Source organism: Nocardioides hwasunensis (assembly GCF_014779665.1).
Lineage (GTDB): Bacteria > Actinomycetota > Actinomycetes > Propionibacteriales > Nocardioidaceae > Nocardioides > Nocardioides hwasunensis.
The window spans coordinates 433,231-459,427 of record NZ_JACXYY010000001.1; the positions used below are offsets into that span (position 1 = coordinate 433,231).

General features: G+C 72.2%; 27 protein-coding genes. 17 read left to right on the forward strand and 10 right to left on the reverse strand.

Features of this window, described 5'->3' with window-relative positions; genetic code table 11:
- Positions 1-28: 28 nt before the first annotated feature.
- A complete protein-coding gene (locus IEZ25_RS02165; RefSeq protein WP_191197734.1) occupies positions 29-1,825 on the reverse strand; it encodes an AMP-dependent synthetase/ligase in 1,797 nt (598 codons plus the stop codon).
- A 156-nt stretch (positions 1,826-1,981) separates the two neighbouring features.
- On the opposite strand from IEZ25_RS02165, the gene IEZ25_RS02170 reads away from it, so the two are divergent.
- From IEZ25_RS02170 to IEZ25_RS02180, 3 genes are read left to right on the forward strand one after another with little or no spacing between them, the layout of a single operon-like run.
- Positions 1,982-2,419 carry an SRPBCC family protein gene (locus IEZ25_RS02170; RefSeq protein ID WP_191197735.1) on the forward strand — a complete coding sequence of 146 codons (438 nt, stop codon included), beginning with the start codon at positions 1,982-1,984 and terminating at the stop codon, positions 2,417-2,419.
- A 42-nt stretch (positions 2,420-2,461) separates the two neighbouring features.
- Positions 2,462-2,785, forward strand: a complete 324-nt coding sequence (locus IEZ25_RS02175; RefSeq protein ID WP_191197736.1) for a hypothetical protein — start codon at positions 2,462-2,464, stop codon at positions 2,783-2,785.
- Positions 2,778-3,734 (forward strand): ROK family protein, encoded by a 957-nt coding sequence (locus IEZ25_RS02180; RefSeq protein WP_191197737.1) that lies wholly within the window; start codon positions 2,778-2,780, stop codon positions 3,732-3,734. The genes IEZ25_RS02175 and IEZ25_RS02180 overlap by 8 nt, the downstream gene beginning before the upstream one ends.
- Here the strand turns inward: IEZ25_RS02180 and IEZ25_RS02185 are convergent.
- Both IEZ25_RS02185 and IEZ25_RS02190 read right to left on the reverse strand, forming a co-directional pair.
- Positions 3,728-4,966, reverse strand: a complete 1,239-nt coding sequence (locus IEZ25_RS02185) for an ornithine cyclodeaminase (protein ID WP_191197738.1) — start codon at positions 4,964-4,966, stop codon at positions 3,728-3,730. The two genes, IEZ25_RS02180 and IEZ25_RS02185, sit on opposite strands and share 7 nt — an antisense overlap.
- 27 nt (positions 4,967-4,993) lie before the next feature.
- Positions 4,994-5,506, reverse strand: a complete 513-nt coding sequence (locus IEZ25_RS02190; protein ID WP_191197739.1) for a hypothetical protein — start codon at positions 5,504-5,506, stop codon at positions 4,994-4,996.
- 124 nt (positions 5,507-5,630) lie between these two features.
- Between IEZ25_RS02190 and IEZ25_RS02195 the strand changes: the two genes are divergently transcribed.
- From IEZ25_RS02195 to IEZ25_RS02215, 5 genes are read left to right on the forward strand one after another with little or no spacing between them, the layout of a single operon-like run.
- The gene (locus IEZ25_RS02195; protein ID WP_318151994.1) at positions 5,631-6,449 is read left to right on the forward strand and encodes an alpha/beta hydrolase; all 819 of its coding nucleotides are present in this window, start codon (positions 5,631-5,633) and stop codon (positions 6,447-6,449) included.
- Between the two features lie 9 nt (positions 6,450-6,458).
- Complete coding sequence (locus tag IEZ25_RS02200; protein WP_191197740.1) at positions 6,459-7,223, forward strand: 1-acyl-sn-glycerol-3-phosphate acyltransferase; 765 nt, start codon at positions 6,459-6,461, stop codon at positions 7,221-7,223.
- A gap of 8 nt (positions 7,224-7,231) precedes the next feature.
- The gene (macS, locus tag IEZ25_RS02205) at positions 7,232-8,389 is read left to right on the forward strand and encodes a MacS family sensor histidine kinase (RefSeq protein WP_318151995.1); all 1,158 of its coding nucleotides are present in this window, start codon (positions 7,232-7,234) and stop codon (positions 8,387-8,389) included.
- Positions 8,390-8,393: 4 nt separating this feature from the next.
- A complete protein-coding gene (locus tag IEZ25_RS02210; protein WP_191197741.1) occupies positions 8,394-8,912 on the forward strand; it encodes a flavin reductase family protein in 519 nt (172 codons plus the stop codon).
- Positions 8,913-8,949: 37 nt separating this feature from the next.
- Positions 8,950-9,597 (forward strand): response regulator, encoded by a 648-nt coding sequence (locus IEZ25_RS02215; protein WP_191197742.1) that lies wholly within the window; start codon positions 8,950-8,952, stop codon positions 9,595-9,597.
- A 24-nt stretch (positions 9,598-9,621) separates the two neighbouring features.
- On the opposite strand, the gene IEZ25_RS02220 is transcribed toward IEZ25_RS02215, so the two are convergent.
- Complete coding sequence (locus IEZ25_RS02220; RefSeq protein WP_191197743.1) at positions 9,622-10,290, reverse strand: hypothetical protein; 669 nt, start codon at positions 10,288-10,290, stop codon at positions 9,622-9,624.
- On the opposite strand from IEZ25_RS02220, the gene IEZ25_RS02225 reads away from it, so the two are divergent.
- Positions 10,271-10,642, forward strand: coding sequence for a hypothetical protein (locus IEZ25_RS02225; protein WP_191197744.1), 372 nt, complete (start codon positions 10,271-10,273; stop codon positions 10,640-10,642). The genes IEZ25_RS02220 and IEZ25_RS02225 overlap by 20 nt on opposite strands.
- On the opposite strand, the gene IEZ25_RS02230 is transcribed toward IEZ25_RS02225, so the two are convergent.
- A complete protein-coding gene (locus IEZ25_RS02230; protein ID WP_191197745.1) occupies positions 10,605-11,102 on the reverse strand; it encodes a class F sortase in 498 nt (165 codons plus the stop codon). The two genes, IEZ25_RS02225 and IEZ25_RS02230, sit on opposite strands and share 38 nt — an antisense overlap.
- A gap of 155 nt (positions 11,103-11,257) precedes the next feature.
- A complete protein-coding gene (locus tag IEZ25_RS02235; RefSeq protein ID WP_191197746.1) occupies positions 11,258-12,148 on the reverse strand; it encodes a DUF4397 domain-containing protein in 891 nt (296 codons plus the stop codon).
- Between the two features lie 183 nt (positions 12,149-12,331).
- Between IEZ25_RS02235 and IEZ25_RS02240 the strand changes: the two genes are divergently transcribed.
- The 3 genes from IEZ25_RS02240 to IEZ25_RS02250 are packed head-to-tail and all read left to right on the forward strand — an operon-like array spanning position 12,332 to position 14,604.
- Positions 12,332-13,228 (forward strand): arylamine N-acetyltransferase family protein, encoded by an 897-nt coding sequence (locus tag IEZ25_RS02240; RefSeq protein ID WP_191197747.1) that lies wholly within the window; start codon positions 12,332-12,334, stop codon positions 13,226-13,228.
- On the forward strand, positions 13,225-13,701 hold the full coding sequence (locus tag IEZ25_RS02245) for a GNAT family N-acetyltransferase (RefSeq protein ID WP_191197748.1): 477 nt from the start codon (positions 13,225-13,227) through the stop codon (positions 13,699-13,701). The genes IEZ25_RS02240 and IEZ25_RS02245 overlap by 4 nt, the downstream gene beginning before the upstream one ends.
- Positions 13,702-13,710: 9 nt before the next feature.
- The gene (locus IEZ25_RS02250) at positions 13,711-14,604 is read left to right on the forward strand and encodes a hypothetical protein (protein ID WP_191197749.1); all 894 of its coding nucleotides are present in this window, start codon (positions 13,711-13,713) and stop codon (positions 14,602-14,604) included.
- 9 nt (positions 14,605-14,613) lie between these two features.
- On the opposite strand, the gene glpK is transcribed toward IEZ25_RS02250, so the two are convergent.
- Both glpK and IEZ25_RS02260 read right to left on the reverse strand, forming a co-directional pair.
- Complete coding sequence (gene glpK, locus IEZ25_RS02255; protein WP_191197750.1) at positions 14,614-16,083, reverse strand: glycerol kinase GlpK; 1,470 nt, start codon at positions 16,081-16,083, stop codon at positions 14,614-14,616.
- Between the two features lie 76 nt (positions 16,084-16,159).
- Positions 16,160-17,011, reverse strand: a complete 852-nt coding sequence (locus tag IEZ25_RS02260) for a DUF1028 domain-containing protein (RefSeq protein ID WP_191197751.1) — start codon at positions 17,009-17,011, stop codon at positions 16,160-16,162.
- Positions 17,012-17,072: 61 nt separating this feature from the next.
- On the opposite strand from IEZ25_RS02260, the gene IEZ25_RS02265 reads away from it, so the two are divergent.
- Positions 17,073-18,302 (forward strand): MFS transporter, encoded by a 1,230-nt coding sequence (locus IEZ25_RS02265; RefSeq protein WP_318151996.1) that lies wholly within the window; start codon positions 17,073-17,075, stop codon positions 18,300-18,302.
- Positions 18,303-18,357: 55 nt separating this feature from the next.
- On the opposite strand, the gene IEZ25_RS02270 is transcribed toward IEZ25_RS02265, so the two are convergent.
- Positions 18,358-19,554, reverse strand: a complete 1,197-nt coding sequence (locus tag IEZ25_RS02270; protein WP_191197752.1) for a pyrophosphate--fructose-6-phosphate 1-phosphotransferase — start codon at positions 19,552-19,554, stop codon at positions 18,358-18,360.
- A gap of 161 nt (positions 19,555-19,715) precedes the next feature.
- Here IEZ25_RS02270 and IEZ25_RS02275 point away from each other — a divergent pair, with 161 nt between their 5' ends.
- The 4 genes from IEZ25_RS02275 (at position 19,716) to IEZ25_RS02290 (ending at position 25,228) form a co-directional block, all read left to right on the forward strand.
- Positions 19,716-21,164 carry an APC family permease gene (locus tag IEZ25_RS02275; RefSeq protein ID WP_191197753.1) on the forward strand — a complete coding sequence of 483 codons (1,449 nt, stop codon included), beginning with the start codon at positions 19,716-19,718 and terminating at the stop codon, positions 21,162-21,164.
- Positions 21,165-21,234: 70 nt separating this feature from the next.
- Entirely contained in the window at positions 21,235-22,596 is a 1,362-nt protein-coding gene (locus IEZ25_RS02280) for a metallophosphoesterase family protein (RefSeq protein ID WP_191197754.1), read from the forward strand.
- A gap of 88 nt (positions 22,597-22,684) precedes the next feature.
- On the forward strand, positions 22,685-24,061 hold the full coding sequence (locus tag IEZ25_RS02285; RefSeq protein WP_191197755.1) for a class II 3-deoxy-7-phosphoheptulonate synthase: 1,377 nt from the start codon (positions 22,685-22,687) through the stop codon (positions 24,059-24,061).
- A gap of 165 nt (positions 24,062-24,226) precedes the next feature.
- The gene (locus IEZ25_RS02290; RefSeq protein WP_191197756.1) at positions 24,227-25,228 is read left to right on the forward strand and encodes a threonine aldolase family protein; all 1,002 of its coding nucleotides are present in this window, start codon (positions 24,227-24,229) and stop codon (positions 25,226-25,228) included.
- Here the strand turns inward: IEZ25_RS02290 and IEZ25_RS02295 are convergent.
- On the reverse strand, positions 25,206-26,117 hold the full coding sequence (locus IEZ25_RS02295; protein ID WP_191197757.1) for an NADase-type glycan-binding domain-containing protein: 912 nt from the start codon (positions 26,115-26,117) through the stop codon (positions 25,206-25,208). The two genes, IEZ25_RS02290 and IEZ25_RS02295, sit on opposite strands and share 23 nt — an antisense overlap.
- Positions 26,118-26,197 lie beyond the last annotated feature (80 nt).

Below are 26,197 nucleotides of genomic sequence, written 5' to 3' on the forward strand. Positions count from 1 at the left end.
CTAGCCGGCAGCGATCCGACCTGGGACTTCAGCCGAGGTAGAGCGCCTCGATCTCGTCGCGCTGCTGGCGGACGACCACGTTGCGCTTGAGCTTCATGCTGGGCGTGAGCTGGCCGCCCTCCTCGGTCCACTCGTCGGCCAGGATCGTGAACTTCCGGATCGCCTCGGCCTTGGAGACGGCCTTGTTGGCCTCGTCGACGGCCTCCTGAACGGCGGCGACGAGGTCGGGGTCCTCGACCAGGTCGGCGATGTCGCCGGACTTGCCGTGCTGCTCGGCCCACTGCGGGAAGGTCTCGCGATCAATGGTGACCAGGGCGCCGATGAACGGCTGACCGTCGCCCACCACCAGGCACTGGTCGACGAGCGCGTGCGCGCGGAGCCGGTCCTCGAGCACGGCGGGCGCGACGTTCTTGCCGCCGGCCGTCACCAGGATCTCCTTCTTGCGTCCGGTGATGCGCACGAAGCCCTCGTCGTCGACCTCGCCGACGTCTCCGGTGTGGAACCAGCCGTCGTCGTCGAGTGCCTCGCGGGTGGCTGCCTCGTTGGACCAGTAGCCGGTGAAGACCTGGCCGCCCTTGAACAGGAGCTCCCCGTCGTCACCGACGCGGACGCTGGTGCCGGGGAGCGGGCGTCCGACGGTGCCGATCTTCGTGGCGTCCGGCAGGTTGGCCGACAGTGCGGCCGTCGTCTCGGTGAGGCCGTATCCCTCGAGCACCGTGAGGCCGATGCCGCGGTAGAAGTGGCCGAGGCGGTCGCCCAGCGGTGCGCCACCGGAGATGGCGTACGCGCAGCTGCCGCCGAGCGCCTGGCGAAGCTTGCCGTAGACGAGCTTGTCGAAGACGGCGTGCTGGGCGCGCAACCGGACGGGAACCCTCTTGCCGTCCTGGGCGCGCGAGTAGGCGATCGCGGTGTCGGCGGCGCGGTCGAAGACCTTGCCGCGGCCGTCGGCGGTCGCGCGTTGGGATGCGGTGTTGAAGACCTTCTCGAAGACGCGGGGCACCGCGAGGATGAAGGTGGGCCGGAACTCGCCGAGGTCGGCGACGAGGTTCTTGATGTCGGAGCTGTGGCCCATCCGTGCGCGGCTCTTCACACACCCGACCTGGATGATCCGGGCGAAGACGTGGGCCAGGGGGAGGAACAGCAGCGTCGAGGCGTCGTCGGTCTCGAAGAGCTCGGGGAGCTCCTCGACGGCCACGCCGAGCTCGAACATGAAGTTGCCGTGGGTGAGCATGCAGCCCTTCGGCTTGCCCGTGGTGCCGCTCGTGTAGATCAGCGTCGCCAGGTCCTGCGGGGTCGCCGTCGTACGCCGCTCCTCGAGGACCGCGTCGGAGATGTCCGAGCCGAGGCGCTGGAGCACGTCGACGGCGTTGTCGGTGATCGACCAGACGTGCTGGAGCTCGGCGAGATCACCGGACTGGCGGGCCTCACGCACCCGGGCGAGGTGCTCGGGGCCCTCGGCGACGACCGCACGAGCGCCGGAGTCCTGCAGGATCCAGCCGACCTGCTCGGCGGACGACGTCTCGTAGATCGGGACCGTCACGGCTCCGGCGAACCAGATGGCGTAGTCGAGCAGCGTCCACTCGTAGCGCGTCTTGGAGAGCAGCGCGACCCGGTCACCGGCCTCGACACCAGCCGCGACGAGCCCCTTGGCCACCGCGCACACCTCGTCGTGGAACTCGGTCGCCGTCACGTCGACCCAGCCCTCACCGGTGTTGCGGCTGAAGACCGCCGTCCCACCCGCCTCGCGCGCGTTGGTGACGACGTCGTCGGTGAGGTTCCCCGTGGTGGGGATGGCGACGGAGAGCGGCGTGGAGAACTCACGCACGGTGGAACCTCCTGGTTGGATGACTCGAGTGCCAGCGCAGGCTATCGCTTCAGGGAACGTGCCCGGCTCGCCGGGCGAGCCCGGGCCTCGCACCCGCTTCGGCGGGAGGGGCGCTGCGTGGGACGAGCCCGAGCCGACATGTCGTAGGCTCCGGCCATGGCCGAACAGACCTCCTCGTCGATCACGGTCGACGCCCCTCCGGCCGACGTGATGGCCGTCATCGCCGACTTCGAGTCCTACCCGGAGTGGGCCAAGGGCGTGCAGACCGCGGAGGTCACGGCTGCCGGGTCCGGTGGTCGCGCCGAGCAGGTCTACTTCGCGCTCGACGTCTCGCCGATCAAGGACGAGTACACGCTGGCCTACGACTGGGACGGCGACCGCGAGGTGACGTGGACCCTGGTCGAGGGCAACATGCTCAAGGCGCTCGACGGCGCCTACACGCTCGTGGACCTGGGCGACGGCAGCACCGAGGTGACCTACCGCCTCGCCCTGGACGTGAGCATCCCGCTGATCGGCATGCTCAAGCGCAAGGGCGAGAAGATCCTCATCGACGCCGCCCTGAAGGGGCTTAAGAAGCGCGTCGAGTCGCTCTGATCCGGCTCGGCTCGTCGCCCGCTGTCCTCCAGGAGTGATCACATGACGGATGACCCGCGCGAGGTCGGTTCCCTGAGCGAGGAGGCGGCCAAGCTCTTCGGAGCGCTCTCGGGTTGGGCACGTGACCAGGCCGGCGAGGCGAGCGAGGTGCTGTCGGACCTCTCGGCCCACGCCACGACGACCGCGGACGACCTCGACGACCACCTCGCGACGGGGTCGGCGGAGTGCACCGCATGCCCGGTGTGCCGGGTGGTGCACACCGTCCGGCAGCTGAGTCCGGAGCTCACCGAGCACCTGACCGCCGCGATGTCGTCGCTCGCGCAGGCCGCAGCGGTCGTCATGGCGCCGCCGGGACGCCGTGACTGACGCAGACGGCGTCGTCGTCGGGGTCGACATCGGGGGGACGAAGGTCCTTGCGGGCGTGGTGGACGGCGGTGGGCGGGTGACCCGCACGGCTCGTCGTACGACGCCCGGGCGCCGGGTCGTGGCCAGCCAGGTCGAGGACGCCCTCGTCGGGGCGGTCGCGGAGGCGGCCGGCGAGCGGGCGCTGCTCGGCGTCGGCGTCGCCGCGGCCGGGTTCGTCGACCCTGCCGGTGAGCGCGTGATGTTCGCACCGCACCTGCCGTGGCAGGGCGAGCCGCTGCGCGACCTGCTCGAGGACCGGCTCGGGTGCCCGGTGGTGCTCGACAACGACGCCAACTGCGCCGCCCGTGCCGAGGCTCACCACGGAGCGGCGAGGGGGGCCCGGTCGGCCCTCATGATCACCATGGGCACCGGGATCGGGGGCGCGCTGCTCCTCGACGGCCGGGTGCTGCGCGGCCAGAACGGCATGGCCGGCGAGTTCGGGCACATGCAGGTCGTCCCCGGAGGGCAGGAGTGCGAGTGCGGACGGAGCGGCTGCTGGGAGCAGTACTCCTCGGGCAACGCGCTCGTGCGCAACGCACGCGCGCTGATGGCCGAGCAGCCGTCCGTGCTGACCGACATGTGCGCGGGTGGCCCGGACCGGGTCACCGGCCCGATGGTGACCGCGGCCGCGGAGCAGGGCGACCTCGTCGCCCGTCAGGCCTTCGCCTCCATCGGGGAGTGGCTCGGCGTCGGCACAGCGAACCTCGTCGCCGCCCTCGACCCGCAGCTCGTGGTCGTCGGCGGCGGTGTCTCGGCCGCCGGCGACCGGCTGCTCGACCCGGCGCGGGCGGCGCTTCGCCGGACCCTGGTCGGCGCCGCGCACCGTGTGGTCCCCGACCTGGTCGCGGCCCGTCTGGGACCCGAGGCCGGGATGATCGGTGCGGCGCTGCTGGTGGCCCGACCTCAGTAGCGCCGGTGGTCCGGCACCAGCTCGAGCGCCAGCTGCTCGAGGAACAGGCCGACGTCGGTGACGATGCCGCGTCCCTGGCTGGTGCCACGGTCGGCGAGCTTGGTGACTGTCGAGGGGTTGATGTCGACGCACACCAGCGGGACCGAGGCCGGCAGGATGTTGCCGGTCGCCACCGAGTGGAGCTGGGTCGCCATCATCAGGCAGTAGCCGACGTCGTGGAGCTGCGCCCGCATCGCCCGCTGGCCCTCGATGACGTCGGTGTGGACGTCGGGCAGAGGGCCGTCGTCGCGCACCGAGCCGACCAGGACGTACGGCCTCTCCTCGGTGACGAGCGCGTGCATGATCCCGCTGGTCAGTGTCCCGTCGGCGACCGCGTGACGGATCGAGCCGGCCTTCCGGATCGTGTTGAGCGCGCGGACGTGGTGCTCGTGGCCGTGCTCGACCCCCTGGCCCATGTTCATGTCGATGCCCAGGCTGGTGCCGTAGAGCGCGGACTCGATGTCGTGGGTGGCCAGCGCGTTGCCCGCGAACAGGGCGTCGACGAAACCGGCCCTGATCAGGGCGACCATCGCCGGTGTCGCACCGGTGTGCACGACGCCTGGCCCCGCCACCCACAGCAACCGCTTGCCGGCTGCCCGCACCTGGCGCATGGTGTCGGCCACCTGGCGCACGAGCACCGCCTGCGGACGCTCCGAGGAGTCGCTCGGGAGCTGCGCGAAGGGATCGGCTGCGGAGTCGGCACTGGGCACGGACACCCGGATGCCCGAGGCGCCCACCACGATCCGCATCCCCGCCCGGACGTCGGACATCGGGACGGTGCGGACCCGCGGCGCACCCTCGGCGGACGAGCTGACGACCAGTCCGCAGTCCATCTCCGGGTTCTCCACCTCGTGCCACGTGCCGTCGAGGCGTACCTGGGTCTCGAGGTTGGTCGTGGAGTAGAAGCCGTCCGGCAGCACGCCGTCGCGATCGGCGGACGCCACCGCGGCATCCCCCAGCGCGACCTGGTTGACACCGCGGGTCTGGAGCCGCATGAGCAGTCGCTGGAGCGCGCCCTCGTCCGCGGCCTCGATGGCGATGCGGGCACTGCTGGGGTCCTGCGCCTCGTGGCCGACGTCGAACTGCTCGATCACGTAGTCGCCGCCGTAGTCGCGGATGTCGTCCAGGATCCGCGACAGGATGCCACTGTCCATCAGGTGCCCCGTGATCTCGACCGTCTCCTTGGCACCCACGTGCGCGACCCTATCCAGAGACGCGGATCAGATGCGGGACCCGTCGTCCCACGGGTCCCGGGGCGCACTCGGCATCTCGAGGACGAGGTAGAGGAACCCGCCGACGAACCAGGACACGAGCAGCCACCCGATGAGCGGGTTCACGTAGATGGAGAACAACGCGATCACCAGCGCCAGCACCGGCGCCACGAAGATCCCCGACCAGGCCAGGCCGCGCTGCCACGTCCGGGGCACGGGGAAGGGCGGTGGCGGCGGCGGACGGAAGCGCGCCGCTTCCTCGACCGCCTGCTCGCGTGCCTCGACCGGGTCGTCGTCGGCCAGGTGGTCGGGCAGGGGGCCGGCGGTCTCGGGCGGGGTGGCGCCGGGGGTGCCCACGGTGCGCTCGTCGACCTCGTCGGGCGGGAGCGGCTCGGACGTCGCGGCAGATCCTCCGGGCGCGGCGCCTGCGAGGTCGTCGGGCAGCACGGCCCGCTCGCCGTAGTTCTCGACGATCTCGCGCCACGCCAGCTCGGTGCTGCTCTCGTCCTCCGGGCGGCTCACCCTGCCAACGGTAGCCCCCGTGCGGTTCCGACGTCCGTCGCGCCGGCCCCCCGGTTGTCGGAGGCCGACGAAAGTGCCGCTCGAGCCCGCTCCGGGACGCGTGGAGTGGTGCAGACTGTCGGCTGTGAAGATCCCGTTCCTCCGCGCCCCGGCGGCGCCACTCGACCCGGCCCTCGTCGCGCCGATGTCCACCGCGGCGCAGCCGGAGCTCACCGACGGTCAGCGCATCGGGGTGCTGGTGCAGCACGGGTTCACCGGCAACCCCGCCTCGATGCGGCCCTGGGCCGACGACCTCGCGGCCCGCGGGTACGCCGTCGAGATGCCGCTGCTGCCCGGCCACGGCACCCGCTGGCAGGACATGAACAAGACGTCCTGGTCCGACTGGGTGACGACCGTGGAGGGGACCTTCGACAGGCTGCTCGCCGAGAACGACGCCGTCGTCGCCGTCGGTCTGTCGATGGGCGGTGCCCTGTGCCTGCGCCTCGCCGCGGACCGGGGCGACGACCTCGCCGGCATCGTCATCGTCAACGCGGCGGTCGACACGCTGCGCAAGGACGTCAAGGTGCTCCCGTTGCTCAAGCACGTGCTTCCGGCGATGCCCGGCATCGCCAACGACATCAAGAAGCCGGGCGCCGAGGAGTACGGGTACCCGATGACCCCCCTGAGGGCGGCCGCGTCGATGTTCGCGGGGTACGCCGAGCTCCGTCGGGACCTGCCGAAGATCACGATCCCGGTGCTGTACTTCCGCTCCGCGGACGACCACGTCGTCGACATCTCCAGCTCGCGCGCCCTCAACGCGGGCCTGTCGTCGAAGGACTTCGAGGAGCGGGTGCTCGAGAACAGCTACCACGTCGCGACCCTCGACCACGACGCTCCGCGCATCCTCGCCGAGTCCGCCGAGTTCATCGAGCGGGTCACTCGGCAGGGGCGGGGACAGGGATAGGCTCGCCGCGTGCTCTATTGGTTCCTGAAGTGGATCGCCCTCGGGCCGGTGCTCCGCCTCGTCTTCCGGCCCAAGGCCTACGGCATCGACCACGTGCCGGAGACGGGTCCGGCGATCCTGGCCAGCAACCACCTGTCGTACGCCGACTGGCTGTTCATGCCGCTGACGCTCAACCGCCGGGTGACCTTCGTGGCCAAGGCGGAGTACTTCACCACCCCCGGCATCAAGGGCTGGTTCCAGAAGAAGTTCTTCACCGGAGCCGGACAGGTGCCGATCGACCGCTCCGGCGCCAACGCCGCCGAGGGCGCGATGAAGTCGGCGATGAAGATCCTCGGCCAGGGCGACCTGTTCGGGATCTACCCCGAGGGCACCCGCTCGCACGACGGCCGGCTCTACCGCGGCAAGACCGGCGTCGCCCGGCTCGCGCTGGAGTCCGGTGCGCCGGTGATCCCGTGCGCGGTGGTCGGCACGGACGTCGTCGCACCGACCGGCAAGGTCTACGGCACCTGGACCCGCCCGGTCGTGCGGTTCGGGAAGCCGCTCGACTTCTCCCGCTACGCCGGGATGGAGAACGACCGCTACATCCTCCGCTCGATCACCGACGAGATCATGTACGAGATCATGCGTCTCTCGGAGCAGGAGTACGTCGACCTCTACGCCAGCAAGGCCAAGGAGCTCGACCGCGAGGCCAGGGAGGAAGCCAAGGAGCTCGCCAAGCAGGCCGCCGCCGAGCAGGAGAAGGCTGGCGACGGACCGGACCAGAAGGCGTCCTGAGCGCCGACGTGTCGTCGCGCAGCCCGCGCGGCTCCGCGCCGCGAGCGGACTCGGCACTGGCGGTCGAGGACCGCCTCTACTCCGCGCTGGCGATCGTGCGGGTGGTCGTCACGATCAACATGGTCGGGCTGAACGCCTACCGCCGCGACAACTTCTCCCACCCCGACGTCGCGCTGGCGATCGTGCTGGGGCTGGTCGCCTGGACGGCTGCAGCCATCTGGCTCTACCGCGACCGCGCACGTCGTACGTCCGCCGTGCTGGTCGTCGACCTCGCGATCGTGCTGGCAGCCATGGCTGCGACGCCGTGGGTGAAATCGGAGCACTTCAACGCCACGATCCCGGGGTTCTGGGTGATGGGGGCGTTGCTGGCCTGGGCGATCCACTGGCACTGGCGCGGCGGGCTCGTCGCCGCGGCGCTGATCTCGGCGTCCGACCTGCTGCCGCGCGCCGAGATCGACCAGAGCAACTACGGCAACGTCTTCTTGATCCTCATCGGCGGCCCGATCGTCGGATTCATGTGCGAGTCCCTCCAGCGCATGGCGCGGGAGCGGGACGCCGCGGAGCGCACGGCCGCCGCGGCCGACGAGCGCACCCGCCTCGCCCGCGCGGTGCACGACGGGGTCCTGCAGGTCCTGGCGATGACCCAGCGTCGTGGGACCGCGGCCGGCGGCGAGTGGGCCGACCTCGGCCGCCTCGCCGGCGAGCAGGAGCGCAGCCTGCGGTCGCTCATCCGCCAGCAGGACACGGTCCCGACCGCGAGCGGGCCCGGTGCACAGGTGGACCTCGCCGGTGCCCTCGAGGCGATGGCGACGGCCCACCCGGTGCGGGTCGAGGTCGCGACCCCCGGTGCGGCCGTCCCCGTGGACCGGCACGTCGCGCAGGAGACCGTGGCCGCCGTGAAGGCCTGCCTCGACAACGTGCTCACCCACGTCGGCCCGGACGCGTCGGCCTGGGTGCTGGCCCAGTCGGCCGCCGCGGCGATCACGATCTCGGTGCGCGACGACGGCCCCGGGATCGAGGCCGGTCGTCTCGAGGAGGCCGCGGCGCAGGGTCGGCTGGGTGTGTCCTCGTCCATCCGCGGCCGCATCGAGGAGCTCGGTGGCACCGCCGTGATGCAGAGCGGCACGTGGGGCACCGAGTGGGAGCTGACCGTGCCGCTAGCGTGACGTGGTGACCATCCACTCGACCCACCCCTTCCTCGAGCCCGAGGGTGACCGCGATCCCGTACGACGACTGCGCGGGCGCCTCGGCGGCACCGTCTCGCTGTGGACGTCGGGCTCGCCGGGCGGTGAGCGAGCCGGTCTCACGGTCTCGTCGTGGATGGTCGCCGGCGGCGAGCCCGGTCGGGTGCTGGCGCTGCTGGACCCGGACGCCGACCTCACCGACCTGCTGCTGGCGACGGGGCGTGGCGTGGTGCAGCTCCTGACGTGGGACGACCGGGACCTCGCCGACGTCTTCGCCGGGACCGCCCCGGCACCCGGCGGGCCGTGGCGGCTCGCGCCGTGGGAGGACACCGCACACGGACCGCGGCTCGCGCGCGCGACGACGTGGGCGAGCCTCGAGGTCGAGTCCGACGTCGACGTCGGATGGTCGCGCCTGGTCACCTGCCGGGCCGAGGAGGTCGTCGTCGGCGACGACGCCGATGCCCTCGTGCATCGCCGCGGCCGTTACGTCCCGCCGGGCGTGTAGCCGGACTACCATCCACCCAACTCAGGACGGGGGATCCATGGTGCGAGTGATGGTGGTCGACGACCACCCGATGTGGCGGGACGCGGTCGAGCGCGACCTGCAGGCGGCGGGCCACGAGGTGGTCGCGGTCGCCGCCAACGGGCGCGAGGCGATGGCCCGGTTCCCGGCGGCGACGCCGCAGGTCGTCGTGCTGGACCTGCAGCTGCCCGACCACAGCGGCGTCCAGGTCACGAGCATGATGCTCGAGCACGATCCCGCCGCACGTGTGCTCATCCTCTCCGCGAGCGGCGAGCAGACCGACGTGCTCGACGCGATCAAGGCCGGCGCGACGGGCTACCTGGTGAAGTCCGCCTCCAGCGCGGAGCTGGTCAGCGCCGTGACGCGAGTGGCGGAGGGGGACACGGTCTTCACGCCGGGGCTGGCCGGCCTGGTGCTGGGCGAGTTCCGGCGGATCGCCGACGGCCCCGCCGACGACCCGCGCGACCAGCTCACCGAGCGCGAGACCGAGATCCTCAAGATGGTCGCGACCGGCATGAGCTACAAGCAGATCGCCGAACGGCTGGTCCTCTCGCACCGCACCGTGCAGAACCACGTGCAGAACACCCTCCGCAAGCTCCAGATGAACAACCGCGTCCAGCTCACCCGCTGGGCCATCGAGCACGGCCTCGACGAGGGCGACGACTGAACCCGTCGAGTCCGTGCGGGTCGATCACGAGGGAACAGTGACGGCCGCCACGACGCGGCCGCCGGCTTCCTGTCCGGTCAGCACGACCTTCCACTGCCCGTCGCCGTCGGCCTCGCCGCACGGGGCGAGGGACACGTCGGGGGAGGACGCGCACGCCATCGAGAGGACGTCGGCGGAGCGCACGATCCGGGTGTCGCTCGGCTGCACCGCCGACACGTCGAGCGCCGTCGGGGTGGCCAGTCCGCGCCCGGCCGCGGAGGTGCTCTCCTCCACCGCACCGGCCAGTCGGTAGCGCACCTGGATCCGGGTCGCGCCGGAGAAGACGTAGGAGGCGCGGCTGAAGCTGAGCGTCTGCGGACCGGACGCCGAGCGACCGTCCGCACGCACGCGCACGTCGGTCGCCTCGAGCGTGCCGTCCTCCGTTCCCTGGGGCAAGGCGACATCGATCTCGTCGAGCGGCTCCTCGGTGTGGATCCAGTGCGTCACCTCGAGCGTGCCGTCCGCGCGCACCTCGGTCACGGTGCGGGACGCACCGGCCTCGGGCCAGCCCGCCGGGATCGACGCCTCCGCAGGGCCGCCGTCGGAGCCGCCGGCCGCGATCCGCCAGGTGACGAGGCCGGCTGCGACCACGACCGCCACGGCCACGAGCGCCAGGACGGCTCGCCGACGGCGGGTGCGTGCCGGGTCGACCACCGGCGCCGGGAGCGGGGGACTCGGACGCGCCGGGGGAGCGGGCGGAGCCGACGGCGCGGGCCGCTTCGCCGGCGCCTGGGTGGAGGCGCGAACCGGCTCGGACGCGGGCCGTGGCCTCGGCAGGTCCCTCGGAGCGGTCCTCGGCCCGGATGCCGGGGTCGCCTTCGGCGTCACCGTCGTGGGCGGCGTCGGTGCCGCGCCGGGGGCCGACCTCGGAGGCGTCGTGGTCCGCGACGTCGCGGCCGGCTTGGAGGCGGGGCGAGGGGTCGGCGGGAGCACCCTCGGCAGCTGGTTCTTATACGGCTTCTTCTTGCTCACGGTGTCTCCGGCGGGCCGAGGGGGAGAGCGGTGACGACCGCGAGGTTCTGGTAGCCACCGCGGGCCGAGTCGTAGGGCGGGGCACAGGTCACCAGCGTGAGCCGCAGGTCGCCGGACGCGTCGAAGATCCAGGAGTCGTCCACCAGCGTGCCCTGCGGCACCAGGCGACGCGACTCGACCTCGAACGTCTGGCGCAACCGGTCGGACTCGACGCGGACGCGCGTCCCGGGCTCGACGCTGAGAAGCTCGGCGAAGGGTCCCAGCCCCTGGGTCCGGGAGTCGACGTGCGCGGCCACGAGGATCGATCCGAACGGGTCACCCAGCCGGGACCCGCCGCGCCACCACCCGGCGACGTCGATGTCCTCAGGCACCGCCAGCAGCCCGGCAGGGGTGGTGCCCACCGTGCTGATCGGGACCCTGCGGCCGCTGGGCAGGACGGCGAGCACGGGCGGCTGCGGCCTGACCACCGAGTCGGCACGCCTCGCTGGGGTCACCGGGGTCGTCGAGGAGGTCGCGACAGGAGGTGGGGCGGACGATGCGGTCGAGGATGCCTCGACGTCTGCTCCGGGTGACGAGGCATCCTCGGCGCACCCCGCACCGACTGCCAGGAGCGCGAGCGACACGGCCAGTCCCAGCGTCCGCCCGGGCCTCATCCGAGCCGCGGTCGCGACGGCGTGCGCCGCGAGCGGCGGCGTGCCCCGAGGACCGTGACCACTCCGACGACCGCCGACACTCCCAGCATCCCCAAGGGCGGTACGGACCCGAGCGGGCCGGCATCACGAGGAGCTGCGTGGCCGAAGGTGGAGACCGGGCTGTTCGCCAGGCCGGCCGATCCGGTGTCGATGCGCGAGGGCTGCACGCTGCCGTCCGCAGCCAGCTCCGAGGTGTGGGCGATGACGTTCATCGAGCCGTCGCGCGGGTTGCCGTAGGCGTAGATCATCGACAGCGTGCCGGAGTCGAGGCTCACGTCCAGCGGACCCAGGATCGGGTCGTCCTTCGTGCCCGACGGGAGCAGCGCGACCTTGATCGTGCCGCCGGGGACGTCCGCGTCGGCGAACTCGCCGTTGGCGATGTTGGTGAAGACCGTCTGCCCGTCGACCTCGACGTCGGCCGGGGCGACCGTCGCGGTGTGCGCGAGCATCACGCGTGCCTTGCCCGGCCCGATGGGGCCGGTCGGAGCGGCGTACGAGTTCACCACCGGGTCGCCGCCGACCTGCGCCGGGAGGTGGAGCACCACGTCGCTGCTCTCCCCGGCGGTCACCTCCAGGCTGGAGTCGACCGTCATGCCGTCGCCGGTGAACGAGACGTCGTGCGAGCCGGGCGCGACCTCGAAGGGTCCGAGCACCGCACCGACCGCGGCGCCGGACGCGACGGACCTCCCGTCGATGGAGACGTCGACCGCGGCGCCCGGGACGGCCTGGACCACCGTCACCTGCGCGGGTGGGGCCGACGGACCCTCGCTGGCGGTGCCGGACTGCGCCGGCCCCAGGACGAACAGGGCCAGCATCGCTGCCAGCACGATCGGAGCACGTCGTCGCATCTGCATCACACCCCCGGACACACGACCCCCGTGCGGGAGCCGGTCTTCACCACAACACCGCTGCCCGTGCACTCTCAACCCTCAAATCGGGTATGCGGACCAGACCAGCACCCGTGCGGGTAGGTTTCGGCAGCGGCAGGGCGAGCGAATCGCCGAGATCGGCGACGACGGAGGGGAGTGGCTGTGGCAGAGGTGTCGTCCGACGTGGACACCTACCTCACGCGGCTCGGGCTGACGGGTCGTCCCGGCCACACGGTCGAGGACCTGCGTGAGGTGCACCGGGCCCACGTCTCGCGCCTCCCCTACGACAACCTCTCCACGATGCTCGGACGACCTGATCCGGTCGACCCGGCCGCGGGCGTGGCGCGCGTCGTCGCGGGCGGTCGGCTCGGCTACTGCTTCCAGCAGAACGGCGCCTTCGCGTGGCTGCTGTCCGGGCTCGGCTTCTCGGTCAGCCGGCGCCACGGCCACGTGTGGATGCGCCCCGAGGACCAGCTCGAGACCGGGCTGAACCACCTGGTGCTGGTGGTGTCGGGGCTGCCGACCGACGACAACCCCGGCGGCCACTGGTGGGTGGACGCGGGCCTCGGCGAGGGGTTCGCCGAGCCGCTGCCGCTGGTGCGCGGCGATCACGAGGTGGAGGGGTGGTCCTTCGGCATCGGTGCCGGCTTCGGCGCCCGGGCCTCGGGTCGCCCGACCGGCCCGGCCGCCTGGACCTACCGGCACCTGCCGGACGGCGTGCTCGGCGGGATCGTGGTCACCTCGCGCGACCACTCGACGGACGCGATCGCCGTCGCGCACGAGCACCTGAGCGCGAGCGAGGGCTCGCCGTTCCGTCGGGTCCTGGTCGTGCAGCGCATCGAGGGACCGCGGCAGCTCACGGTGCGCGGCCTCGTGCACCAGGTGATGACCCCGGCCGGGCGCGACCAGCGCGACCTGACGACGTACGACGAGTGGCGTGGGGCGCTGGTCGACGACCTGCTGCTCCCGGTGGACGACGTGACCGCCGACGAGTGGTCCTCGCTGTGGCAGCGCACGCAGGCCTCGCACCGGGCGTGGGACGAGGCGGGCCGGCCGTGACGGCGGACCGGGCCCCCGACCGGGTCGTGTGGCGCCGGGCGACCGCGGACGACGCCGTGGCGCTGCGCGACCTCGAGCGGATCGCCAGCCGCACCGGTCTGGCGCACGTGTTCGGCGACCTGCCCTACCCCGACGACGACGTGCTCGCCCGCTGGGTCCTGCTGCTCGACGACCCCGAGGTCGTGGTGGAGGTGGTCGGGGACCAGCAGGGACTCATCGCGCTCGCGGCCCACGACGGCTCGTCGCTGCGCCACCTGGCCGTCCGCCCCGACCACTGGGGTTCGGGCCTCGGCCGCGCCGGCTTCGCCCGCGCCGAGGCCGCCGGCGCGCGTCGGCTGTGGGTCCTGCAGGCCAACGCGCGCGCTCGCGCGCTCTACGACTCGCGCGGCTGGAGCCCCACCGGGGTCGTGCAGGAGTGCCCGTGGCCGCCGTACCCCACCGAGGTCGAGTACGCCGCCCAGGCACCCTCCTAGGATCGGCCCATGGCCGACCCGCTGCTGGAGATCGCCGACGAGCTCTACGCACTGCCGCTCGCGGACTTCACCCCGGCGCGCGACGCGCTGGTCAAGGAGCACAAGGCCGACAAGGACCTGGCCGCCGCGGTCAGGGGCCTGCGGAAGTCGTCGGTCGCGGCCTGGGTGGTCAACCTCCTCGTGCGACGAGACCCGGACCAGGTCGACCAGGTCCTGGCGGTCGGCGAGGCGCTGCGCGACGCCCAGGACAACCTCGACGCCGGCCAGCTGCGTGAGTTCACCAAGCAGCGTCGTCAGCTCACCGCGTCGGTCACCACCGCCGCCCGACGGATGGCGAGGGAGGAGGGGGTCCGGACCACGCAGTCGGTCGCCGACCAGGTCGAGGCCACCCTGACCGCCGCCATGCTCGAGCCCGATGCGGCCAGGGCCGTCCGCAGCGGTCTGCTGGTGACCGCGCTGTCCGCGACCGGCCTCGGCGACCTCGACCTCGGCGGCGCGGTCGCCGTGCCCGAGGCGCTCGGCTTCACCGCGACGGCGCGCCCGGTCGCGGCGCCCGATCCGACGCAGCGACCCCAGCTGCACGTCGTACCCGACCCGGACGCGGACAAGAAAGCCAGGGCAGTCGCTGCGCAGCGGGTCGCGGACGCCAAGACCGACCTCGCGGCCGCGGAGAAGGAGCAGCGCGCCGCCCGACGCGCGGTGGAGAGGCTGCAGGCGAGGACCCTCCAGGTGCAGTCCGAGATCGACGAGCTGCGCAGTCGGCTCGCGGCGCTCGAGGGCACGCTCGAGGAGGTGGACGACGACCTCGGCGAGGCCGAGGCGGCACAGGCCGAGGCGGAGGAGGCCGTCGCCGAGGCGCAGGCGGGAGTCGAGTCGGCGAAGGCGGCGCGGGACCGGATCTAGCCGACCGGGTCAGCCTGCCCAGCCCTTCGACCGCTCCACGGCGTCGCGCCAGCGAGCGTAGGACGCATCGAGCGCGTCGCGGTCACCTGCGGGCTCGAAGCGGCGCTCCAGCGCCCAGGTCTCGCGCAGGTCGTCGGTCGAGTCCCACACGCCCGTGCCGAGCCCGGCGAGGAACGCCGCACCCAGCGCGGTGGTCTCCACGATCTCCGGCCGCTCCACCGCCCGGTCGACCTGGTCGGCCTGGAGCTGGCACAGGAAGTCGTTGGCCGCCGCACCGCCGTCGACCCTCAGCGTGGTGAGCTCGGGCAGGGTCTCGAGCACGTCGCGCACCTCGAAGGCGATCCCCTCGAGCGTCGCGCGGACGAGGTGCGCCCGGGTGGTGCCGCGGGTGATCCCGAGGATGGTGCCGCGCGCGTGCGGGTCCCAGTGGGGTGCCCCGAGGCCGGTCAGCGCCGGCACGAAGACGACGCCGTCACTGTCGTCGACGGTCGCCGCGATGGCCGCGGTCTCGGCGGCGCTGCCGACGATCTGCAGGCCGTCGCGCAGCCACTGGACCGCCGACCCGGTCACGAAGATCGCGCCCTCGAGGGCGTACGTCATCTCGCCGCCGGGGGAGCGCCACGCGGCCGTGGAGAGCAGGCCGGCGTCGCTGCGCACGACCTCGCCGCCGGTGTTGGTGAGGATGAAGGAGCCGGTGCCGTAGGTGCACTTCGACTCGCCCTCGTCGAAGCAGGTCTGCCCGAACAGCGCCGACTGCTGGTCGCCGGCGATGCCCGCGATCGGCAGCTCGAGGCCGAGGAAGACCTTCGGGTCCGACGGGGCGACCTCGCCCCAGTTGGGCACCAGGTCCGGGAGCGCGTCGCGGGGGACCCCGAACAGCCCGCACAGCTCCTCGGACCAGTCGCCCGCCTCGAGGTCGAACAGCAGGGTGCGGCAGGCGTTGGAGACGTCGGTGACGTGCCAGGTGCCGCGGGTCATCCGGGCGATGAGGTAGGAGTCCACGGTGCCGACGGCGTACCTCCCCGACTCGACCAGCGCCCACGTGTGCGGCTCCTGCTCGGCGAGCCACATCAGCTTGGTGCCGGAGAAGTAGGGGTCGAGGCGGAGACCGGTGAGCTCGGTGACGCGGTCCTCGTGCCCGTCGGCGCGCAGGCGCTCGCAGATGTCGGCGGTGCGCCGGTCCTGCCACACGATCGCGCGGCGCGGGGACCCGAGCGTCTCGCGGTCCCACAGCACGATCGTCTCGCGCTGGTTGGTGATCCCGATCGCGGTGAGCTCGGACTGGTCGACCTTGGTCAGGACCTCCCGCGTCGCCTCGATCGTGGCCTGCCAGATCTCCTCGGCCGAGTGCTCGACCCAGCCCGGGTGCGGGAAGTGCTGGCGGAACTCCTGGTAGCCCGTGGCCTCGATCCGGCCGTCGGGCGTGACCACGACAGCGGTGACGCCCGTCGTGCCGGCGTCGATGGCCAGGACACTCATGCACCTGCTCGCTTCGCTCCGTGCGTGCACGAGGCACGAGGCGCACCGTGCTGACCGATGCGCTCGCTCCGCTCGCTCATGCCGGGCCCTCCTCGCGACCGCCGCGGATGATCTCGAGGATCCGACGGTCGATCCAGGCAGGCCTCGGCGAGGTGTCGACCCGCATCTCGTAGTTCTCCGAGCCGACCCACATGTGGAAGCTGTCCTTGCCGTCGGCCTTGGCCAGCGCCTCGAGCTCCATCAGGAGCGCGTCGTCGACCGGCACCCTCTCCTCGGGCGTCGAGGCGGTCAGGTAGAGCTCGTTGAGGTCGACCAGGCGGGCCAGCTCGGGGACGGGGTCGGTGTGGTCGTCCACCCGCAGGTCGACGGCGACGTCGTCGTGACCGCCGTAGCCCGCCCCGTCGCGTACGACGAGGAGCGCCGCCGACTGCCGGCCGCGGCTGTCGCCGCCCGCCTCGTCGCCCGCGGCGAGCGCCGCGAGCAGCCGCCGCTCGATCATGTCCTCCGACGAGGCGAGCCAGGCGCGCTCCATCGCCTCGACGACCTCGGGTCCGGTCAGGATGTTGCCCTGGATCGCGTAGCCGCCGCGCTCGCCGCTGCGGCCGGTGGTGCCGCCCGCCCAGGCGAAGCAGTCGCTGCCGGTCCAGGTGGCGGCGTTGCCGTCGGAGTCGACGATGCCGGCCTGGCGGTGCTCGCGATCGTCGTCCTCCTCCACGAGCCGGTCGAGCGCGACCTGTGCGGTGGCGCCCTCGTCGAGGTGGGCGAGGCCGAGGTACTTGTAGGCGAGGTTGGCGTCGGCCTGGGTGGCGATCGCACCCACCCCGGCGGCCGCGGCCGGCACGGCGGAGCCCACGGCCAGGAACTTCGAGGCGACCGCGACGCCCCAGGACTCGCCGTCGTCGGAGCGGGCCACGATCGAGAAGGTCATGGCGCCGACCCTAGATGACTGGTTGCTGCCACGCAGCGGCTGCAGGTGCAAGGATGCGCGCGTGCTGAACCGTCTCGGATTCCCTCGTGTGGGGGAGCATCGCAGGTTCGTCGCGGCCATGCTCGCCGACACCGTGGGCAGCGGGCTGTTCCTGCCGGTGACACTGCTCTACTTCCTCGGGACCACGGACCTCTCCCTGGTGGAGATCGGGTCCGCGCTGTCGCTGTCCGCCCTGCTGACGATGCCCGGAGCCTTCGCCGTCGGGAGCCTCGTCGACCGGTTCGGCCCGCGCGCGCTGATGCTCGTCGGCAACCTGGTCCAGGCGACCGGCATGGTGGCCTACCTCTGGGCCGACTCGGTGGTCGAGGTGGCGTTCTGGACCACGTTGCTCAACATCGGCCGCCAGGCCTTCTGGGGGTCGTTCGGCAACGTCGTCACCGCGATCTCGGTGCCGGGCGAGCGCGAGATGTGGTTCGGCTTCCTGCAGGCCGTGCGCAACCTCGGCTTCTCCGTCGGCGGCGTCCTCGCCGGCATCGCCCTCCAGATCGGCACCCACGCCGCGTTCTACTCGGTGGTGGTCGTCAACGCCGCGACGTTCGTCCTCGCCTTCGTCCTTCTCCTGGGGGTCCCCGACCACCGCACCGCCCCGGTGGCCGACACGTCCGGGGAGGGGTGGGCCGTGGTGCTGCGCGACCGGGCCTACCTCCGGCTCGTGCTGGGCCAGCTCGGCTTCGTGGCGGGCATGATGGTGCTCAACGTCGCGCTCCCGGTCTACGTGGTCGAGACGGTCGGGCTGCCGGGATGGGTGGTCGGAGCGATCTTCACGCTCAACACCGCGCTCATCGGGCTCGGGCAGGGACTCGTCGTACGCCGGATGACCGGGCGCGTGCGAGCCCGGATGATGGGCCTGGCCCAGCTGGTGTTCGTGGCGAGCTATGCGATGTTCGCCGTCGCCGGGTGGCTGCCGGTGTGGCTCGCGGTGCTGGTCATGCTGGTGGGTGCGGCGGTCTACACGGGTGGCGAGCTCGTCGGTGGCCCGGTCTTCAGCGCCACCGCGGCCGAGGCCGCGCCCGACCACCTGCGCGGCCGCTACCTCGGGCTGTTCCAGCTCAGCTGGGGACTCGGTGGCGCAGTCGCCCCGCTCACGTTCACCTGGCTGCTCGAGCACGGCCAGGTCACCATCTGGTGGGTGCTGGCGCTGATCGGCCTCGCCGGTGCGGCGTACCTGCAGAGGCTGCCGCGGGTCCTGCCCTCCTCCGGCCTCCGGATCACCGAGCGGGTGGACGTCTGAGTCGTCCGAGATCGGCGCGAGCAGACCCGGCCCGGAGTGCTCCGTCCCGAAGCGGTCAGGCCTGGCCGATCCCGGCCAGCAGCTCGGCGAACCACGGCTGCGAGGCGTCGAACGGCTTGTGCCCGGCGATCCGCTCGAACTCGATCGCGCGCAGCTCGTCGCCCCGCTCCTCGTCGTGCCCGATCACACCGGGGGTGCCGTCGAGGGCCGAGGCGACAGCGAGCTCGGCCATCTCGCGGATCAGCCGGAGGTCGGTGTCGTTCGCCGGCGCCGAGCGGGAGAAGTAGCCCGACTTCTGCACCATCTGCTTCTCCGCGCCGATCTCCTGGGAGAAGCGGTCGGCGAAGTAGCGGCCGGGGTTGATCGTGTCGATCCTGACGTGGCCGAACGGGTCGCGGCCGACGGTCTCGCCCGCGGCCTCCAGGTCGGCGACGATGTCGTCGATCCCGGCGCCCTCGGCGAGGAAGATGTTGACGCAGCCGACCTCGTCCATGACCGCCCGCAGGCGGGTCGCCTCGGCCGTGAGGTCGATGCCGCGCTCGGGGACGTAGACCGCGTGGATCGCCCAGCGCCGCGCGTCGAGGCCGATCCCGGGCAGCCACTCCTGCTCGGCGTGCCACGCCATGTAGTCGCGTGCCGCGGCGGCGGTGAGCCACCCGCTGGCGCGGCCCATCACCTCGTGCACGATCAGCATCCGCGGGCTGGAGCCGTGCTCGGCCAGCACGTGCTGGGCGAAGAGCGAGGCCTCCTCGGCCGCGGTCAGCGCGCCGAGGCTCTGGCGGATCGGCACGATGTCGTTGTCGATGGTCTTGGGGAGCCCCACGACGGTCAGCTCGGAGCCCTGCGTGCGGAGGTACGCCGCGAGGTCGGCCGCCGCGGTGTTGGTGTCGTCACCGCCGATCGTGTGGAGCACGTCCACGCCGTCGGCCTGGAGCCTCGCCGCCGCCACCTCCAGCGCGGTCTCGCCCTCTCCGATCAGACCGCGCCGTCGGCAGTCCTCGTCGTTGGTCAGCTTGACCCGGCTGTTGCCGATCGGGCTGCCGCCGAACCGGTGCAGCAGCGCGGCACCGGCTCGTACGTCGGCTCCGATCGAGATGCTGTTGCCGGTGAGCAGCCCGTGGTAGCCGTGCCGGTAGGCGATCAGCTCGATGTCGGGGTCCGTGGCGTCGTAGGTCTCGATGAGGGCCCCGACGGCGGACGACAGGCACGGGGCGTAGCCACCGGCCGTCAGGAGGGCAACACGCTTCGGCATGGGCAGCAGGGTAGTTAGAACGATCCAAGTGCGGAAGTCCGGTCCGATCCTCGGTCCGGTCCGCCTTAGATTCGGTGGGCCGGTGGTTGCCGGGCGACGGCGAGCACGACAGGGTGAGCCATCACGCGTGCTCGGGCACGTCACGGACCAAGGAGAGTCACATGAGCGCCACCGAAGCCGCGGAGTCCGACGTCAACGGACCCGACAACCCCGACCTCAAGCGGGTGCTCGGCCCCAAGCTGCTGCTCCTGTTCATCGTCGGCGACATCCTCGGCGCGGGCGTGTACGCCGTCACCGGCAAGCTCGCCGGACAGGTCGGCGGCATCGCGTGGCTGCCGTTCCTGGTCGCCTTCGCCGTCGCGACCGTGACGGCGTTCAGCTATCTCGAGCTGGTCACGAAGTATCCCCAGGCGGCGGGCGCGGCGCTCTACACGCACAAGGCGTTCGGCATCCACTTCATCACCTTCCTGGTGGCCTTCACGGTCGTCTGCTCGGGCATCACCAGCGCGTCCACGTCGTCCAACCTGCTGGCCGCCAACCTGCTGATCGGGTTCGGCAACGACTCGCCGAGCTCGAGCGCCACGTTGATCACGGCCCTGGGGTTCATGCTCGTCCTGGCGGCGATCAACCTGCGCGGCGTCGGCGAGTCCGTGAAGTTCAACGTCCTCCTCACGATCGTCGAGATGACCGCGCTCGCGATCGTGATCGGCATCGGGTTCTGGGTGATCGCCCGCGGCGACGGCGACCTGGGCCGCGTCATCGTCTTCGAGAGCCCCGACGACAAGGGCCTCTTCATGGCCGTGACGATCGCCACGGCCATCGCCTTCTTCTCGATGGTCGGGTTCGAGGACTCGGTCAACATGGTCGAGGAGACCAAGGACCCGATGAAGATCTTCCCGCGCACGATGCTCACCGGTCTGGGCATCGCGGTGCTGATCTACATGCTCGTCGCGATCTCGGTCGTCGCGGTCATCCCGGCCGGCCAGATCGCCGAGCCGACCAACGCCGAGGCCGGGATCCTGCTCGACGTGGTCAAGGTCGGTGCGCCGAACCTGCCGATCGACACGATCTTCCCGTTCCTGACCGTCTTCGCCGTCGCCAACACCGCGCTGATCAACATGCTGATGGCGAGCCGGCTCATCTACGGCATGGCACAGCAGGACGTGCTGCCCCGCTCGCTCGGCAAGGTCCTGCCGCGCCGCCGCTCGCCGTGGACCGCGATCCTCTTCACCACCCTGCTGGCGCTCGCGCTGATCTTCGTGGTCACCCTCGACTCGGAGTCGTCGGTCGTCTCCGCCCTCTCCGGCACGACGGCCCTGCTGCTGCTCGCGGTCTTCACGATCGTCAACATCGCCTGCCTGATCCTGCGCCGCGACGCGACACCCGACGGGGCCTTCCGGGCGCCGGCCGGTATGCCGGTCATCGGCGCGGTGTGCTGCGCCTACCTGCTCGGTCCGTGGGCGCGGCTCGAGGCTGACATGGTGCAGTACAAGATCGCCGGTGGCCTGCTCGCGGTCGGCATCGTCCTGTGGGCGCTGACGTGGGCGACCAACCGGGGGGTGCGCGCGAAGAAGACCGGCTTCCGCGACATCGACCACCTGGAGGAGTGACCAGGAGCGGTCGCCGACACGGCAGGGGAGTACGCCGAACGGGTCGGGTCCGCCGTCTACGGTGGGGCAAGTGACACGACGACCTCTCGGGACCCTCCTGGCCCTGCTGATCGGATCGGCGCTCGGCTGCTCGGCGGTCACCCCACCGGCCCCGTCGGCGAGCGCGACACCTGGCGGGGACTACCCCGCACCCACGGTGGCTCCGTCGCCCACGAGGCCGTCGAGCTCCGTCGACGACCGCAAGCCGCGCGACCGGCCCCCGGTCCCGGCGGCCCCCGACCTCCCGGGCGCCTACCGCTTCATCTCCGCCCCCGACTTCCTCAACCAGGACGTCGCCGACCTCACGGCCGACGGCCGCAAGCCCCACGTCGTCAAGCAGACCGGTGAGGTCGCCAACTCCACCAACCGCGACTACGAGACCGCCCTCGACCGCGTCATCTCCGAGATGGCGTCCCACGGCACCCGTGACGTCCTCGTGGCCGGTGACCTGGTCGAGGGGAGGTGGGGCCGCGACGACTCGAAGGCGGGTGTCTTCGGGCCCGTGCGGACCGAGTCGCAGCGGATGCGCGCATGGCGCCGGGCCGCTGACGTCTACTACCCGGCCTACCGGCAGCGCTTCGCCGACCACGGCCTCCGGACCTACCCCGCCGTCGGCGACCACGAGGTGGGCGACGACCCGTGGCGCACGCGGCGGCCCAACGCCTGGATCGACTTCAAGCGCCGCCACGTCCCGGAGTTCAAGAAGATCTTCGCCGAGCACATGCTCACCCGCGCCGACGGCAGGCCCCGCTTCACCGACCGCCCGCGATCGGGGCCGGCGCGCAGGACGGCGTACGCCGTGCGGCTCGACGCCGACGTGCTGCTGGTGACCCTCGACGTCTTCGAGCGGCGCGGGGGAGACGTGCACCTCTCGGTCGACGCGCAGCAGCTGAAGTGGTTCAAGGGGGTGCTGCGCCAGGCACGGAAGGACGACGTGCCGTGGGTGATGGTGCAGGGCCACACGCCCATGACCCGCGACGTGCGTCACCGCAACTCCAGTCAGCTGAGCTACGAGAAGGGCCGGCGCTCCGACCTCTGGAAGGCGATGGTCGAGGGCGGCGTCGACGTCTACCTCAGTGGCGAGGTGCACGACCAGACCGTCCTCCAGCGCGACGGGATCCTCCAGGTCTCCCACGGCTCGCTGCTCTACCGCGGCGAGGCGTCGTACGTCGTCGGGCAGGTGAGCGCCGACCGGCTCGTGCTGGAGAACCACCAGTTCCGCGGCGTCGTCGGCTTCGAGGACCGGCTCTGGACCACGTCCCGGCAGGGAGCGCCCGGACACATCAGCTACCCCCGGCCCTCGATCGTCACCGGCACCCTCGAGGCCAGCCGCACCCGCGACGGTGGCGTGCGGCTCGACGCGACCGGCGGGGTGTTCACGCCGCGCCGCTGAGGCAGCTGCCGAGGACGCGGCCACCCGGGGTCGCCCACGGGGCGGTCACGGTTCGGGCGGGCGGGGCCCGGCGCCGTACCCTTGTCGGGTGAGTGCCATCCCCACCCTCGAGCAGTTGCACGCCCTCGGGCCCCAGCAGCAGCCGACCTATCCCGATGCCGGGGCGGTCGACGCTGCCGTGGCCCGACTGAGGACCGCGCCGCCGCTCGTCTTCGCGGGCGAGTGCGACGACCTCACCGAGAAGCTCGCGGCGGTCACCCGCGGCGAGGCCTTCCTGCTCCAGGGTGGCGACTGCGCCGAGACCTTCGACGGCGTCACCGCCGACAACGTCCGCAACAAGCTCCGGGTCCTGCTGCAGATGGCGGTCGTCCTGACCTACGCCGCCTCGGTGCCGGTGGTGAAGCTGGGCCGTCTCGCGGGCCAGTACGCCAAGCCCCGCAGCTCCGACCAGGAGACCCGCGGCGGGGTCACCCTGCCGGCCTACCGCGGCGACGCGGTCAACGGCTTCGACTTCACGCCCGAGTCCCGCGTCCCCGACCCGCAGCGCCTGGTCGACGTCTACAACTCCTCGGCGGCGACGCTGAACCTGGTCCGCGCCTTCGTGACCGGCGGCTACGCCGACCTGCGACAGGTGCACACCTGGAACACCGACTTCGTGCAGAGCTCGCCGTTCGGTCGGCGCTACGAGGCGGTGGCCGACGAGATCGAGCGCGCGCTCACCTTCATGAAGGCGATCGGCGCCGACCCCGACGAGTTCCACCGGGTCGACTTCCACTCCAGCCACGAGGCGCTGCTGCTCGAGTACGAGCAGTCCCTGACCCGCATCGACTCGCGCACCGACGAGCCCTACAACGTCTCGGCCCACTTCGTGTGGATCGGCGAGCGCACCCGCCAGCTCGACGGCGCGCACGTCGAGCTGCTGTCGAAGATCAAGAACCCGATCGGCATCAAGCTCGGGCCGACGACCACGCCCGACGACGCCCTGGCCTACGCCGCGCGCCTCAACCCCGACAACACCCCCGGTCGGCTGACGTTCATCACCCGCTTCGGCGCCGGCAAGATCCGCGACGGCCTGCCGGCCCTCGTGGAGAAGGTCACCGCCGAGGGGCTCAACGTCGCCTGGGTCTGCGACCCGATGCACGGCAACACCTTCGAGGCGTCCTCGGGCTACAAGACCCGCCGCTTCGACGACGTCATCGACGAGGTCCAGGGCTTCTTCGACGTGCACCGCTCGCTCGGCACCTGGCCCGGTGGCGTGCACGTCGAGCTCACCGGCGACGACGTGACCGAGTGCGTCGGCGGCGGCGAGGAGATCGACGAGGTCGGTCTCGCCCACCGCTACGAGTCGGTCTGCGACCCCCGCCTCAACCGGGTCCAGTCCCTCGAGCTGTCGTTCCTCGTCGCCGAGATGCTGCGAGCAGCCGGTCGCGAGGGACGAGCGAGCGGCGTGCGCGAGCAGGGTTGAGCAGCCTCGCTCGCGCGAGCCTGCGAGCGCGCGCGACGTGCGTGACGAAACACCACCCGGGAGGTCCCACCTTCCCGAGCGGTGCGTGAGACAGGTTTCGCACGCCCGGAACCTGTCTCACACACCGCTCGCCCGAGCGCCGGGGCCGGCTGGTTGGATGGTCGCGTGATCGACCTGCGCTCCGACACCCTGACCCGGCCGACGGACGGCATGCGCGAGGCGATGGCTCGCGCGGAGGTCGGCGACGACGTCTACGGCGAGGACCCGACGGTGATCGCGCTGCAGGAGCGGGTCGCGGAGACGTTCGGCCACGAGGCGGCGCTGTTCACCCCGACGGGGTCGATGGCCAACGTGCTCGCGGTCGCCTCGCTCGTCGCGCCGGGTCAGGAGGTGCTCTGCGAGTCGTCGGCGCACATCGCGCGTGCCGAGCTCGGCGCGCACGGCGCCATCTCCGGGATCACCATGCGCACCTGGACCCACGACCGCGGCCAGGTCGACCTGCCCGCGATCGAGTCGATGTTCGCCCCCGACATGGGCATGTACTTCGTGCGCACGGCAGCGGTCTCGGTCGAGAACACCCACAACTTCGCCGGCGGCGCCGTCCTGCCGATCGAGGACCTGCAGGCCCTCCGCGGCTGGGCGGACTCGACCGGGACCAAGATCCACCTCGACGGCGCGCGGCTGTGGAACGCCCACGTCGCGACCGGGACCTCCCTGGCCGACTACGGCCGGGTCGCCGACGTCCTCGCGGTCTGCCTGTCCAAGGGGCTCGGCGCTCCGGTCGGGTCGCTGGTGGTGGGCTCGGCCGACGCGATCGACGAGGCCCGGGTGCGCCGCAAGCGAATGGGCGGCGGGATGCGCCAGGTCGGCGTCCTGGCCGCAGCCGGGGCGTACGCCCTCGATCACCACGTCGAGCGGCTGGCCGACGACCACGCACACGCGTGCCTGATCGGCGAGGCGCTGGGCCTCGACCCGGCGATGGTGGACACCAACATCGTCGTGGTGGAGCGCCCCGACGCGGCGACGTTCGTGGCCCGAGCGGCCGAGGAGGGCGTCCGGATCTCGGCGGTGGGACCCCGCGCCGTACGCCTCGTGACCCACCTCGACGTCAGCCGTGCCGACGCCGAGCGGGCGGCGGCCGTGCTCAGCCGGCTGCTCGACCGATGATCGACACCTCGCTGATGGCGGTGTAGTCCCGCCCGAGGCTGCCGCTGCCCGGCGGCGTGACCGAGTCGATGCTCAGGACCACCGTGCTGGTCTCCACCTGTGGCACCTTCAGCGTCTGCAGCTCGGGCCGCTCCGCGAGGGTCTGCGTCACCGCCGTCCCGTCGTCGAAGGTCCACGTCACCGCCAGGATCCGGCGGTTGTTGGGATACCAGTCGACCCCGGCGACCTGCTTGGCGTAGCCGTTGACGAGCCCGACCCGTTGGACGACGCCCGCCTCCGGCAGCGTGATCGTGATGCTCTGCCCGGTCGCGTCCCCCTCGGTGCGCCACGCGGTGCTCGGGTTGCCGTCGCCCATCTGCGCGGCTTCGTAGGCCACCATGGTGCCGTCGAAGTCCTGGGTCGGTGGCGCCGTGTCGGGCACCTCGAAGGTCGCTCCGGTCGCGAGCTCGACCCGCTGTCCCGCACCTGCCGGCGCATCGGTCTCCTGCCCCGTGCCGGGGTCGGCCTCGGTCTCCTCGGGCGTGCTGGGATCGGGCTCGGCGCTCACGCTCGAGTTCGTGCCGCCCGCGGGGTCGGCGGCCGTGTCCTCGTCGCCGGTCGTGAAGACCTGCAGCAGGACGACGACCAGTCCGACCAGCAGCGCGGCGCCGACCACCCAGAAGATCCACGTCCGGCCGCGCACCGGATAGTCCGGCTCGAGCCCGTCGACCTCCTCGTAGGGGAGGAGCTCCTCCTCGGGATCCCAGCGCGGACGCGGGGAGGTGGCGGGCACGCCGCGGGTGCCGGCAGCGACGGCGGCCGGGGTCACCTGCGTCGGCGCGGGATCGGTCGCGGCGTCGGGCGGGACGGTGGGCGGCACGGGGGTGGGGTCGGCTGCCTGCACCGGCATGCCGACCGGTCCCGGACCGTCGCTCCCACGGGTCGGCGCGGGGGTCGGGTCCGGGGGCGCGGGGCGAGGCGTCGGCTTCG